The following is a 13496-nucleotide window of genomic DNA, read 5'->3' as shown; positions in this document are numbered from 1 at the left end:
AGGCATGGATATAAAAATCCGACAAGGTCTTGTGTCTGATGCTAGCCAAGCGGTTCCCTTATTATTAAGTGCCGCTGAAGATCTATTGGTTTCCGTTTTTGGCAATGGCGATACAAGTCATACTATCGATTTTTTAACCCATGCATGGAAAGGTAAGTATGGGCAATATGGCTGCAATAATCACTGGGTTGCGTTAGTCGATGACGTTGTTGTAGGTGTCATTACGGCGTGGCATACCAAGTTGGGGCCAGTATTTGACCGTGCTTCGTTAGACAGTATTACCACCTTCTACAATCTCGATGATGCAATGGCAGTGCTAATGCGCAATCAAGCGGTTGCTGTAGGCTTAACGCCGCCAAGTACAACAGAGCTTATGCTAGGTCATGTGGCGGTAGATAGCATTGCTCGGCGCGGCGGAATCGGCAGGGCTATGATTGCCCATATGCGTGATTACGCCATAGAACTTAAAAAGCAGGCATTGGTGCTAGACGTGCAAATTAGTAATATTGCTGCCATTCGGTTTTATCAAAACGTTAATTTTAAAGAGCAATCAGTGAACGGCACCTTCGTGCGTTTTGTTCATGCACTTTCGGCTTAACTAATCTGGGTAATTCCCGTTCTTATCTGCAACAAAAAATGGCTGAGAATACCAATAATATCTTCCTGATTGAGAGTTACTCGGAGCGGTACAATTTACTCGCGAACGGCCTACAGGAAGTGCTTGAGTAATACTGAAGGTAACCGCATTGCCTTCAACGTTGGTTTCAACCACAGAGCCTGAAAAAAAGCAATTTACTTGGCTTAAGCGGACATCATCGCCCTTAATCGTTAGCGTTATAGGGGGGACTCTCGATTCGTCACTAGAACCTTGCACCGTATCTCGATTTACCTCTGGGATATGCTCACCCTCAAAGCTGGTGGATAAGACCGGCATAGCAATACTGTTTAGCTTAGTTTTTAGTGTGGTTAAGTTGGCATAAGGGCCAGCTGCAGGAAAGCGAGGTAATGCTTGAAAATTACTGTGAGGGCCTACAGCGCCTGAGTGCTGTCCGAACGCAATGTAGCCCTCTTGCGCCAGCTTATCTGCTAGATTTTGATTGAACTCACCAAAGGGATAGGCCAGATATTTAAGTGATTCGCCAATTTTGCTATCAATAATAGCCTCGGCTTCAGCAACATTCTGCCATACCTTATTAAGCCATGCTTCGTCATTAGTTCCGCTATCAGCGCCGTTGTAAGAAACTCTGCCATCCAGCATATGCAAGTGGTCAAGTGTATGGTTAGCGAAAGTAACGCCGTCGTTATGCATTGCCTCAACTTGTGCCCACGTGAGTTGGCTTCTATTGGTACCAATTTCCCCCGGGTTGATAAATATTGTGTACGGGAAGCCCATATCAACCATAATCGGGTGGGCATTTTTGAGGATGTTTTCGTACCCGTCGTCAAAGGTTATCACCACAGTGTTGGCAGGCAGAGGTGTTTTACTTTGGATAGCATCAACGACCTTTGCTAAAGGCAAAACTGTGTGATGTTGCTTTAAATACACCATATGTTGTTTAAACATATCTGGCGATATACTGGTGCTTTTCGGCGTGTGGTTAGACACATGATGATACAGCAAAATAACACCGTTTTGAGTGAGAATTTCACGGGTTGGCTGCGTAGTGTTATCAGTAGCAGCCAGACTATAGCCAGAAAAACAAACAAGAGAGAAAAGTGCTAACCAGTGTGGTCGGTTGCCTTTCATTTGCGCCAATATAGCGTCACATTTAATCCACGAAATGATATTGAAAGGCATGATAAACTTCATGTTTTCTCCGAGTTGAAGTTGATTTAATAGCAGTGCTTTGTACTGCGTGTCAGCACGGCGTTCTACTAATGCAGAGACTATAATTAATGCAAAAGCGAGTGCAAGAGCATAAACGTAAGCAATCTCTACACCAATCTGAGTCGTTTTGGCACGATCATACACGCTTACTCACTTTAGCGCTGCCCATGATTTTGGCCAATATTACCACTCCTTTACTAGGTTTGGTGGATACGGCTGTTTTAGGGCATATGTCGGCGCCCGCCATGTTAGCCGGTGCGGCAGTTGGGGCGCTTATTCTTACCCAAATTTACTGGGTGTGTGGTTTTCTGCGCATGTCTTCAACAGGCTTAAGCGCACAGGCAAGAGGGCATAAAGATGCAACACTTTCCTCTGCCAAAGTCCTTTGGCAGACCCTTGCTGTCGCCTCAATTTTAGGGCTGGGTTTACTCATATTACAGGCGCCTATACTTACAGCAGGACTGGCATTGGCGAGCCCATCAGATGCAGTGGCGGTGCATTTGACGGAGTATTATCAGGTTAGAGTATGGGGCGCGCCCGCTGCTATGCTTAATTTAGCGCTTATCGGTTATTTGGTGGGCCAGCAAAAAACGCGCACGGTGATGATTATTCAGATAATCGGCAACCTCGTGAATGCAGGATTAGATATTACTTTCGTTTATGTGCTGTCTATGTCGGTGGCTGGAGTTGCCTTAGCCAGTCTTATTGCTGAATATTCCATGGCGTTTATGGCGATGTATGTTGCCTTAAAGCAAGTGAGAGGTATTACTCCACAAGCAAGCTGGTTCAACCGTGCAGCGCGTAAAATACTGATGAAGCTCAACACTGATATGCTATTGCGTAATTTGGCGCTACAAGCCTGCTTAGCGTTTTTGACGATACAAGGCGTACGTTTCGGTGAAATGCCGGCGGCAGTGAATGCTATTCTGCTGCAGTTTTTCGTATTAATAGCGCTAGGATTAGATGGGGTCGCCTACGCAGTAGAAGCGCTGGTGGGTGAAGCCAAAGGCGCAAACAATGCGTCAGAAATAAAACGCAGAACGTACCAAGGGTTATTTTGGTCATCGCTTTTTGCAATAGGCTACAGTGCTATCTTCTATTTTGGCGGTCACGGTATTATAAGCTTACTAACTGAACATCAAAATATTGTAAGCGCAGCATTAACCTACCTTCCTTTAATGGTTATTCTGCCACTGCTGGCACATTGGTGCTTTTTGTACGACGGTGTATTTGTTGGCCTTACAAAGTCATCTTCTATGCGCGACACCATGATTATTAGTGCTATCGCAGTATATTTCCCTGTATGGTTTTTTACTCAGTCTCTCGGCAATATCAGCTTGTGGTATGCATTGCTGGCGTTCTTACTTGCTCGTGGTATTACGCTTGGATGGAGCTTCGAACGGCTAAGTCAGCGCAATGCATTGTGCGACAGCTAATCTAAACCAAATTAAGCCTAGCCAAAGGAAAAGGCCACATCACTTAGCAATCTCGATAGGCAGAAATACATCGGTAACGGCTTCATGTGCGGCTACGTCGGGGAAAAAGCGAATACGCTCTAAAAAAATAGGAAAGTCTCTTAGTTCAAATTGTGTATCAGGCAACCACTGGTGATATAAATCGTGCACCACCGCCCCTAACGCTGCATCGGTGCCAATATGGCGGACTTTAGCGCAGTAACCTTCCGGTATGGTAGTGGTGATGACGTTAGCGTGATTGGTAACTGTAGACTGCTGCGTGGCGATAGGGTCGCTTGTTTTTGCGGGCTGGCTACTTGGCGCAGGAATTGACCCAGTAATAGGCGCAAAAATTTGGCACGCCACACCAAACCGGTAAAACTCATGTGGGGTGTTGTCAGGGTCATCATACAGTAAGTTGAAAGTGCGGTTGGTGGATGGAGGAAGCTTGTTTTCTCTGCGCCACGTAATAAATTCACCTACCGTGCTCATAATGCGGCTAGGTGGGCCGACATGCATCATCATCGCAATCTCTAGGGCTGGAAATTGAACCACTGACACATCGAGTTGATGATTTTCAGAAGCGCTATTTACGTTATGTGAAGCGTTCATAAGTACCGACGTTCCTTTTTCGTTTGCGTTTAATAGCGAGGTGACGAGCGTGCCTTGATGTAGCGCTTCAATGTTAGGTGTTTTTCGAAAGCTTGAAGGCGTCAGGCGATAATGTTTTTTAAAGGCTTTGGCATAGCCTTCATGGGAACTAAATCCCGCTTCTATTGCAATATCCAATATGCGTTTTTGTGGCCGAAACGCTAATTTATACGCGCTTTCGTGCAACCGAAGCTGTCTAGCGTAGTCGCCAATGTTAATACCAAACTTTGCGTTAAATGCGCGATGAAGATGGTACTCAGAGGTACACGCGAGGGAGGCAAGTTGACTAAGATCACTGGCACGCTCGGGCGCTTTTGTAATGGCGTCGGCAACCTTATCAAGGCGAAGATATAAAGGGTTCATACGTTACTAGCGTTATCTAAGTTAAGCAAACAATACAAAGTTGAATAAAATAATACCCGACTATTTTTGCGGTATTGCCTTTTGCACCACAAAATAGGTATGAAACTCGGACAGCTGCTCGTATTCAATATGCCGAATAAAGCAGTCGGCTTCGATAATTTGGCGCACATAACCGTTGATACCTAGTGAAGCGTAATAAACTTCAGGCCCCATGATGGTATTGGTATGTTCGCCGGGTTCATCCACACCGCCACAACTAAATATCAATACGCCACCTGGCTGTAGTGCATGGCAAAGTTTGGTAATTAGCGCCGCTTGGCTGTGAAGTGGTACGTGCCACAGGCAGTCCCAAGCGCTGATAAAACGATACTGATGGGGCAAGTTGAAGGTGCAAATGTCACCAAAATAAAACGTGTTGTTAGGGTGCCTTTCTCTGACTAACGTCAGCATCTCACTTGAGATATCTATGCCCTCTACAACAAACTCGTTGTCATGCAGTAAATCAATAAATCTACCCGTACATCCGCACCCTACATCAAGGGCTAAGGGCGGAAGATTTGAGGTTGCTCGGGGGGAGTCATGTTCTGACGGAAATACGTCAAGAAATGATAATGCGACCTTATGCTGAGCAATACCATTGTTACGATTAAACTCTGGGCGAGTCCAGCGCTGGGTAATTTGATCGTAAGCAAGCCCGGTTTCTACTGGTGTCATGGTCGCTTACCTATTTTGACTAATCGCTCGCCAGTGTAGCACTGACGAGCTTATCGTAGATGTTTATAAGCTCAAGGCTGTTTGTAAGCTCAAAGCTGTGTAAAAACTCTCGGCTATTTCTTAACGAAGTGAGTTGCGCATAGTTTATTGCCAGAAGGGTCGCGTAAATACGCAAGGTACAACTGGCGTTCTTCGGTACCACGAATACCGGGAGGATCTTCACAAGGAACACCTCCGTTGGCTGCGCCCACTTTATGCCATTCATCAACAAGCCCAGGGTTTGCCGCCGCAAGACCAATCGTTGAACCATTCCCGTGGGTAGCGGCTTCGCCGTTAATTGGCTTGGTAAGGGCTAATACACCTTTCGGGGTGAAGTAGAAAACACGCCCGTGTTCATCGTAAACACCTTCATCGTATCCAAATACAGCAAGAGAGGCATCGTAAAATTTCTTCGAGGCTTCAATGTCGTTCGCGCCAATCATTACATGACTAAACATAGCATTTCCTTTTTATCGGCAAAATATTGTTATCTGATTATTCTAGCGCCATTTTTACAGCCTCAGCAGCATGGAGCGCTGTGGTGTCGTAAAGAGGCATATCAGTGTCTGACTGCTTTACCAACAAGGCAATTTCGGTACAGCCTAAAATAACGGCCTGTGCACCTTGCGCCTTTAGTTTGTTGATAATATCAATATACGCGTCACGGGATTTTTCACAAATAACCCCTTTGCATAATTCCTCATAAATAATTTTATGTACGGCTAATCTGTCGTCACTATCTGGCACGACTACATCTAAATCAAACTGTTGCGCTAATCGTTCGCTGTAAAACGCCTGTTCCATGGTGAATTGGGTGCCTAACAAGCCCACTTTTTTGACCGAGTTTTCACACAGGGCCACGCCGGTGGCATCGGCAATATGCAACAAAGGAATGGCTACTGCGCTTGCTACCTGTGCAGCGACCTTATGCATGGTGTTGGTACATATAAGTAGAAAGTCGGCGCCGGCATCCTCTAATGACTGGGCGGCATGCTTCAACGCATCGGCAGCTTTATCCCACTCACCGCTACGCTGGAAAGCTTCTATCTCGGCAAAATCAACCGAGTAGAGGCATATTTTTGCACTGTGTAGTCCCCCAAGTTGGCTATTCACCAGCCGGTTAATTACTTGGTAATAGCTAACCGTTGATTCCCAACTCATACCACCAATAAGCCCAATGGTTTTCATCTAAGCCCCCTTTAATAAGCACGACAAAAAACGTATGCAAAACCGTCACAAACATGACGTTAAGAACAACCAATGTAAGGTTATAAATACTAGACTACGTGCAATCAGCGGCCCAGTACAAGGTCATTGAACGTGAGAATTAGCAAAAGTATGTAAGAAAACGTATGAGTGAAAAAACGGAAGGTAAACGACTAATCGTCTTTAAAGCTAGAGGGGATTTTCTTGTCTTTTAAAAAGGCGAAACGCTGCATGAAAATGCCTATATAGCCAGACATGGCAATCACAAAGCCTACCAGCAAGGTGGTAACAGAATAATAGTAAAGGAAGGTGCTTAGATGACTTAACGTGAAAAGCTGCACAACGCCAGCAACGAACAAGGCAAGGCCTAATTTAAATCGTCGCCAGCTTTTGTGCACATCAAACATAGTTGAGATACAACATCTTAGTAGTAAGAATGCTCACCGGCTTCATGTTCAGTAGCGTCACGAACACCGTTTAGTTCCCCAGCAAATTGCTCAAGCATTTGCTTTTCTATGCCGTCTTTCAACGTGACATCAACCATAGAACAGCCATTACAGCCGCCGCCGAATTGAAGAATAGCAAAGCCATCTTCGGTAAGTTCAGCCAACATGACTTGGCCGCCATGGCTAGCAAGTTGAGGGTTGATTTCAGCTTCAATCATGTACCTTATGCGTTCAGCCAAAGGCGCATCATCAGCGACTTTGCGTGCTTTAGCATTTGGCGCTTTAAGCGTAAGCTGAGATCCCATTTGATCGGTGACATAATCAATTTCTGCTTCATGTAAAAATGGAACACTTTCTTCATCTACCACTGCATTGAAGCCATTGAACTCTAAACGAGTATCAGTTTCTTCAACGGCATCTGGCGGACAATAGGACACGCCACACTCGGCGCTTGATGTGCCCGGATTTACGACGAATACACGAATATTTGTGCCAGTCTCTTGTTTATCCAACAGTTTTACGAAGTGAGCCTGGGCTTCTTCTGATATAGTAATCATCAGTAAGTCCTATTAATTTAAAATTTGGTTTATGATAACAAATTTACCTGACTAAAACAGTCAAGTATTGACTAGTTTCGATGTAACCGCATAACGACAAGACGGATATCACTATGCTCGCAACTTTGGTTCGCACCGCCTCAAACTCGAATTTTCAAAAATGGTTTGCGCCATTTATCGTGTTAACCGCCTTGTGCGTATGTGCTTCGGCAAATGCCAATATGGTGACTCTCGATAAGGGCGGTAAACCGGTTCAGGCCTATTTACCAACCGATGTGACATACAATCCAGATATTCCTACGCCAGAATCAGTACTGGGTGCGAACATTGGTCAGTGGCACGTGCGTCACGATCAACTAACCCACTACATGCGTGTACTCGCTGATCATTCCGACCGTATTTCATTAGAAGTCACCGGTAGAACCCATGAAAATCGTGAGCTATTGCTACTTACCATTACTGCACCGTCGAACCGCCCTAACATAGAAAGTATGCGTACCGCGCATATCGATGCCATGAATTCAGGCAATAAAGTAAAAGCGGGTGCGCCACTTATTTTCTATATGGGTTACAGCATTCACGGTAATGAGCCTTCAGGCTCCAATGCTGCATTAGCCCTAGCTTACTACTTAGCCGCTGGGCAAGGTACGCGAATCGATGCGTTACTGAACAACAATATTGTGCTGTTAGACCCATCTTTCAACCCCGATGGGTTATCTCGTTTCGCGCAATGGGCGAATATGCACAGAGGAAAGCAACTTGTTGCAGATAGTAATACCCGTGAACATGATGAAGGCTGGCCATCAGGGCGCACAAACCACTATTGGTTTGACTTAAATCGCGACTGGTTGTTGTTGGCTCACCCTGAGTCCCAAGCGCGTATAAAGCAATTTCACCGCTGGCGCCCGCATATTCTTACCGACTTTCATGAAATGGGCACCGATAGTACCTACTTTTTTCAGCCAGGTGTACGCTCGCGTAAAAACCCAATTACGCCGGATGAGAACGTAACCTTAACCGAAGCGCTGGCGGCTTATCACGCCAAAGCCTTTGATAAACAAGGGAAGCTGTATTTCTCGGAAGAGGCATTTGACGACTTTTACGCCGGTAAGGGCAGTACCTACCCTGATTTACATGGCAGCATAGGTATTTTGTTCGAACAAGCGAGCTCTCGCGGACATTTACAAGAATCTATCAATGGGCCATTGGCATTTTCTACCACCATCGCAAATCAAATTACAACGTCGTTAAGTACTTTTGAAGGCGCCCTTGCCAACAAACCGGCTATTTTAGATTATCAGTCTGCTTTTGTTAAAGACACGCAAGCACTAGCAAAAGACGGTGATATTAGCGGTTACATTGTGGGTGAATCGAATGATAGCGGCAGATTTAACGCCATGTTGTCGCTGCTTAAGCAGCACAACATTAAGTTCGAGGTGGTAAGCAAAGATTCTGAAATAGGCAAGCAAACCTTTCGCGCTAATCGTGCTATCTATATTCCTGCCGCGCAGGCCCAGTATCGACTCATCACGTCTATATTCTCAACCCAAACCTCGTTTGAAAATAACACCTTCTACGACGTGTCATCGTGGAACATGGCGATGGCGTTTAATCTACCGTTTGAGGTGGTTGAAAAACGGGATTTTCGCGACGTAAAAACGGCTGCCAATGCACAATTAGCAATGCCTGTACTTAGCGATTCGTTACCTGCCAATGCCTATGCATACGCCTTTTCATGGAACGATTACTACGCGCCAGCCTTGCTTCAATCGTTATTAGAAGCAGGGGTAAGTGTAAGAAGTAGCGAAAATGCGTTTGAAGCTAAGCTGGTTAATAATCAGCGTCATACGTTTACCTCGGGAAGCATTGTTATTCCTACGGACTTAGCACAACCTGATAACTTACTTAACCTGTTGACAGAACAGGCTAGCGCTTTAAAAATTCCGGTTTACGCACTGGCAAGTGGGTTAACGCCTACAGGCAGTGATATAGGAAGCCGCTCAATCCAGCCCATTTCAGCGCCTAAAGTATTGCTAGTGGGGGGCGAGGGCGTAAGTGAATATGAAGTGGGAGAAATGTGGCATTATTTCGACACCCGAGTGGGGTTGCCGGTTAGTATTGTGGAGCAACAAAAGCTAGGTAATGCGCTACAGTCAGGTTATACCCATATTGTGTTTGCCAGTGGTCGCTATTCGCTATCGAATGATACGATAGACGCACTATCTACTTGGGTTAAAAATGGCGGTGTGTTGATTGGACAAAAATCTGCCCTTCGTTATTTTGCAGCCAATGAATGGTTAAACGTCGATATAGTAGATAGAGAAGAAATAGACAGTAAGTTTGATGAAGATAAACTGACGTTTGGCGATAAATCGGCGTTATATGCAAGAAAGTTGGTGGCTGGCGCGGTTTATGAAGCTGAAATTGATATTACCCATCCACTTTTTTACGGTTATACCGACACCACCCTGCCTATGTTTAAAACCAGTAATATGGTGGTGAACAATTACTACACGCCATTTACTACGCCAGCGCGTTATACCTCAGCGCCGTTGCTGGCAGGATTCAGTGATGAAAAGCTGGTGAAACTTATTGCCGAAACGCCTGCTGTGATAACTACAAAGCAGGGTAAAGGTGTAGTGATTGGGTTTACCGACAATACGCAATTCCGAGGCTATTGGTATGGCACGAACAAAATGCTAAGTAATGCTATTTATCAGTCAGGCTTTCTTAAGTAAGTCGCGAGTTGTTAGGTAGTAAGAATTGTAGTGGTAGCGGTTTCGATTACCTTGCTGCCAGCAGTGAGCTTTTGGGGGGCGGTGTAAAGGTCATTGCCCACACTAAAATACTAAGTTGTGGGTAGCGAGCTCTCAATAAGCTTGCCAATGCGTTTACCGTAACACCGGTAGTAATGACATCATCCACGATGGCAATGCGCTTAAGATCAGGGTTAGAAGCGACTAGTTTATCAATACATTGTGGCGTTAGTGAAAACACCTGCTTAGCATGCTGAAGCCTTTGTGCTTTCCCTAAATGATGCTGAGCAGACCTACCTTGTCGAATCGCCCAATTGGTGCAAATGGGAATATTCAGTGCACTACCAATGGATTTAGCTAGCACTGCAGCCTGATTATAATGCCGCGTTGCCAGCCGCCACGAGCTTAAAGGCACTGGTAAGAGAAGTTGCGCCGTGGTGTGTGGTAGAGGCGGTGTATGATGAGCTAAGTGTTGCTGTTTACCGACAAACCACTTGGCTAATACCTTCCCCGAAGTGAGTGAATGTTGAAACTTAAAGCCATGAATTAAGGTGGTTATTGGGTAAGTATGTAAAGCCAGTACCGACAGTTGCTGATACGCACTATGCTTAACGTGCCGACCAACTGGCCCAAAGGATAGTAAATTATTACCGTGATCTTTGGCCGAGAAAAAAAATATATCATGTTCACACCAATGACATACTGGCGCAGGACTTGCTTGATAACATAGTAAGCATGAAAGATTCATAGTACGTGAATTTTTGTATTCCTATGTTAAGTCGCTTTTTCTCGCACGTAGCGACAGTGCGATGACGTGTCTTTAAGCATTTTTTGAGATAATGGGTAATCATGCATACATGGCAGCCTATTAGGTTTGCTTCTTCATGCAACAGCCAAAGGATGTATACAGTGAAAGATTTGCATACAAACACACCGCTTGTCACCCGAACTCAAGGTACAGGAAACGATCTGGTTTTCCTTCACGGTTGGGGTATGAATAGTGGCGCTTTTACCTCGTTTATCCCCTATTTAACGAATAGTTTTCGAGTCACCACTATCGATCTTCCCGGTTTCGGCGAAAACGCTCAGCACGTGCCTTCCCCTTATGACGCTGAGTCTTTAGCACAAATGATAGCGCCATATATCCCACCAGAAAGTATTGTTGTAGGGTGGTCTTTAGGTGGTTTGGTGGCGCAACGATTAGCCCTAATTGGTAAAGATTTTAAGGGTTTAGCGCTTAAAGGTTTAGTTACGATAGCCTCTACACCTCGATTCATCGCTGGCCCTTGCTGGCCTGGTATTGCAGGTGATTTACTGGCCATGTTCGAAAGTCAGTTAGAGAGTAACTACAATAGAACGCTAGAGCGCTTTTTGGCTATTCAAGCGATGGGAAGCGATACGGCCCGCCAAGATATCAAAGCCATTCGCGGGCATATCAGTGAATACCCAGAACCTGACCAGCACGCACTGAAACAAGGCTTGAGAATTCTTTCTACAGAAGATTTACGCCAAGACATTGGCCGTATAACGGTGCCAACTCTTCGTCTATATGGTCGCTTAGATAGTCTAGTGCCTACCAGTGGCATAGATCGTATTTGCGAGTTGCACCCTCAAGCCGATACGGTGGTGTTACCCCACGCAGCGCATGCGCCGTTTATTTCTCACCCTCAACAAAGCGCCGATATTCTGTTTAGCTTTGCATCAAGCGTATATCAACAAAAAGCATCGTGACCCGATGCTTTCAACATTGTGTTTAGGTGTTGTATAGCGGCTGCAAGTATATACGCCTTAATGTCGAGCCAGTGAAAGACTAGGCGAGAGGGAAGAATATTGCTCGTTTTCACAGCCAGTTAAGTCTTATGAGCGGTACAGACCTTTTCATTTAGTGCAATTTGGTTAATAATTGCACATGAGAGTGTAGAGGTAGTGTATGTCTGGTATATCAGGTGTAAATAGTAACAATATAAATTCCGCGATTTTGTCCGGACAATTTGGTTTGCAGAATGCCAATAATGGTATTACGCAGGCTGCGTCTAATATTGCCCAGCAAACCACGAACGCAGAGCGAGATCCGCAAGCAGTTTTAGCCAATCCTGTCACCCAAAGCTTACAGAATGTACGCAATATACTTCCCTCTTCCCAAGATGATGTCACCACTAATCTGTTGTCATTGAAAATCAACAGTATCAATGCTCAGGCTTCCGCCAAGGTGCTTGATGTGGCAAATGACACCATAGGCACCATAATCGATACGTTAGCGTAGTAGTGTAGGAGTGTAATGTGAACATTGTTACCCCTATCCTCACGGCCATAGCGTACCCTACTGCAAACGTTAATACTGAGTCTGCAAGAAGAGACAATGCATTACGTGAAACTATCCCTCAGTCGGGAGATGCAGAGAAAGGGGCATCGCAAAAAGGCCTAGGTTCGGACAGTGACAAAGCTCGAAATCCGGGACAAACGCCTGCGCCTGTTACCTACGATCGCCCCCAAGTCCAAACTGAACTGCAAAGCGCGTTTGAAAGCGTGTTTGGCGAACAAAAAGACAATGGCTCTGATGAAAGCGCGGGTAAACAAAATGCCCACGATCAACAGGAATCAAGCCAACGGGAATCAAGCCAACAGCAAGCCTCACAGTCTGAACAGCAAACAGAAGAACAGCAAGAGATAAGTAATTTAGAGGCACGTGATCAAGAGGTCCGTACTCACGAACAGGCGCATGCCGCTGCGGGTGGACAATACGCTGGGTCGCCGCAATACGAATATACCACTGGGCCAGATAACAAGCGTTATGTTACCGATGGTGAAGTGTCTATTGATATTTCTGAACTAAATAGCCCTGAAGAAACCCTTCGTAAAATGCAGCAAGTACGTGCTGCTGCACTCGCCCCAGCTGAGCCTTCGGCACAAGATTTAAAAGTGGCAGCAGAAGCTACCCAAAAATCGTTTGAAGCTCGCAGCGAAATCGCTGAAGACAATGCTACAACATCATCGGTATCGCCTAGCGCATCAGATATCACGCCCCCTGATATTGATGAAATTACCGATAATGCGGGTGTTGAACGCCCTACAAGGGCATTAGACGAAGCTGTTTTACAAGCGCAAACGGTTGAGCAAGATGCTGTAAGCCAAGGATCACCAAGCGCCGCGAGCCAAGGAGCACAAAGTACTAGTGAAGCTTCAAATGAGATTGGTGGTGGTTTTGATACGCGCTCATTAGCATTTGGTGACCAAGCCTTACAAGATGAAGCCAATAGCGGCAGTGACCAAGAAAGCCAAGCCAATTCAGCCCGTATTGGCCGCATCCAAAATTTCTACACGCAAGCCTATACACCAGTACGTGAAGGTTTTTCCGCTAGCGCCTAGGGTTTGGTGCCTATCACTTAATACTTATAGCGCTTATTTAGCCCCGCTTACCGCCCACGACCAACAACATGTATTCTTAACAGCACCACTCTCATAAATACAAACTTCCATTGGAT

The 13496-nt window shown here is 45.5% G+C and carries 14 protein-coding genes; 6 read left to right on the top strand and 8 right to left on the bottom strand.

Features of this window, described 5'->3' with window-relative positions; all coding sequences use genetic code 11:
* The first annotated feature begins 4 nt into the window (after nucleotides 1-4).
* A complete protein-coding gene (locus J5X92_RS03555) occupies nucleotides 5-598 on the top strand; it encodes a GNAT family N-acetyltransferase (protein WP_208804652.1) in 594 nt (197 codons plus the stop codon).
* On the opposite strand, the gene J5X92_RS03550 is transcribed toward J5X92_RS03555, so the two are convergent.
* The gene (locus tag J5X92_RS03550; protein WP_208804650.1) at nucleotides 599-1972 is read right to left on the bottom strand and encodes a polysaccharide deacetylase family protein; all 1374 of its coding nucleotides are present in this window, start codon (nucleotides 1970-1972) and stop codon (nucleotides 599-601) included.
* A gap of 23 nt (nucleotides 1973-1995) precedes the next feature.
* Here J5X92_RS03550 and J5X92_RS03545 point away from each other — a divergent pair, with 23 nt between their 5' ends.
* Complete coding sequence (locus J5X92_RS03545; protein WP_244360156.1) at nucleotides 1996-3264, top strand: MATE family efflux transporter; 1269 nt, start codon at nucleotides 1996-1998, stop codon at nucleotides 3262-3264.
* A 39-nt stretch (nucleotides 3265-3303) separates the two neighbouring features.
* Here the strand turns inward: J5X92_RS03545 and J5X92_RS03540 are convergent, their stop codons facing one another.
* The 6 genes from J5X92_RS03540 to nfuA form a co-directional block, all read right to left on the bottom strand.
* Nucleotides 3304-4296 carry a GyrI-like domain-containing protein gene (locus tag J5X92_RS03540; RefSeq protein WP_208804646.1) on the bottom strand — a complete coding sequence of 331 codons (993 nt, stop codon included), beginning with the start codon at nucleotides 4294-4296 and terminating at the stop codon, nucleotides 3304-3306.
* 60 nt (nucleotides 4297-4356) lie between these two features.
* Nucleotides 4357-5010 carry a class I SAM-dependent methyltransferase gene (locus J5X92_RS03535; protein WP_208804644.1) on the bottom strand — a complete coding sequence of 218 codons (654 nt, stop codon included), beginning with the start codon at nucleotides 5008-5010 and terminating at the stop codon, nucleotides 4357-4359.
* Nucleotides 5011-5123: 113 nt separating this feature from the next.
* On the bottom strand, nucleotides 5124-5507 hold the full coding sequence (locus J5X92_RS03530) for a VOC family protein (protein WP_013786722.1): 384 nt from the start codon (nucleotides 5505-5507) through the stop codon (nucleotides 5124-5126).
* 37 nt (nucleotides 5508-5544) lie between these two features.
* The gene (locus J5X92_RS03525) at nucleotides 5545-6237 is read right to left on the bottom strand and encodes an aspartate/glutamate racemase family protein (RefSeq protein ID WP_129740458.1); all 693 of its coding nucleotides are present in this window, start codon (nucleotides 6235-6237) and stop codon (nucleotides 5545-5547) included.
* A gap of 191 nt (nucleotides 6238-6428) precedes the next feature.
* On the bottom strand, nucleotides 6429-6662 hold the full coding sequence (locus tag J5X92_RS03520; protein WP_126872129.1) for a hypothetical protein: 234 nt from the start codon (nucleotides 6660-6662) through the stop codon (nucleotides 6429-6431).
* A 17-nt stretch (nucleotides 6663-6679) separates the two neighbouring features.
* The gene (gene nfuA, locus J5X92_RS03515) at nucleotides 6680-7258 is read right to left on the bottom strand and encodes a Fe-S biogenesis protein NfuA (RefSeq protein WP_013786719.1); all 579 of its coding nucleotides are present in this window, start codon (nucleotides 7256-7258) and stop codon (nucleotides 6680-6682) included.
* A 113-nt stretch (nucleotides 7259-7371) separates the two neighbouring features.
* Between nfuA and J5X92_RS03510 the strand changes: the two genes are divergently transcribed.
* Complete coding sequence (locus J5X92_RS03510; protein ID WP_208804642.1) at nucleotides 7372-9996, top strand: M14 family metallopeptidase; 2625 nt, start codon at nucleotides 7372-7374, stop codon at nucleotides 9994-9996.
* A gap of 46 nt (nucleotides 9997-10042) precedes the next feature.
* Here the strand turns inward: J5X92_RS03510 and J5X92_RS03505 are convergent, their stop codons facing one another.
* A complete protein-coding gene (locus J5X92_RS03505; RefSeq protein ID WP_126872126.1) occupies nucleotides 10043-10762 on the bottom strand; it encodes a phosphoribosyltransferase family protein in 720 nt (239 codons plus the stop codon).
* Nucleotides 10763-10923: 161 nt separating this feature from the next.
* Between J5X92_RS03505 and bioH the strand changes: the two genes are divergently transcribed.
* From bioH to J5X92_RS03490, 3 genes are all read left to right on the top strand, one after another.
* Entirely contained in the window at nucleotides 10924-11745 is an 822-nt protein-coding gene (gene bioH, locus J5X92_RS03500) for a pimeloyl-ACP methyl ester esterase BioH (protein WP_013786716.1), read from the top strand.
* A 199-nt stretch (nucleotides 11746-11944) separates the two neighbouring features.
* Complete coding sequence (locus J5X92_RS03495) at nucleotides 11945-12277, top strand: hypothetical protein (RefSeq protein ID WP_013786715.1); 333 nt, start codon at nucleotides 11945-11947, stop codon at nucleotides 12275-12277.
* A gap of 17 nt (nucleotides 12278-12294) precedes the next feature.
* A complete protein-coding gene (locus J5X92_RS03490; RefSeq protein ID WP_126872125.1) occupies nucleotides 12295-13380 on the top strand; it encodes a putative metalloprotease CJM1_0395 family protein in 1086 nt (361 codons plus the stop codon).
* The last annotated feature ends 116 nt before the right edge of the window (nucleotides 13381-13496 follow it).

Source organism: Alteromonas sp. K632G (assembly GCF_017653625.1).
GTDB classification, from domain to species: Bacteria; Pseudomonadota; Gammaproteobacteria; order Enterobacterales; family Alteromonadaceae; genus Alteromonas; species Alteromonas naphthalenivorans.
This window is presented reverse-complemented; position numbering and strand designations above follow the sequence as displayed.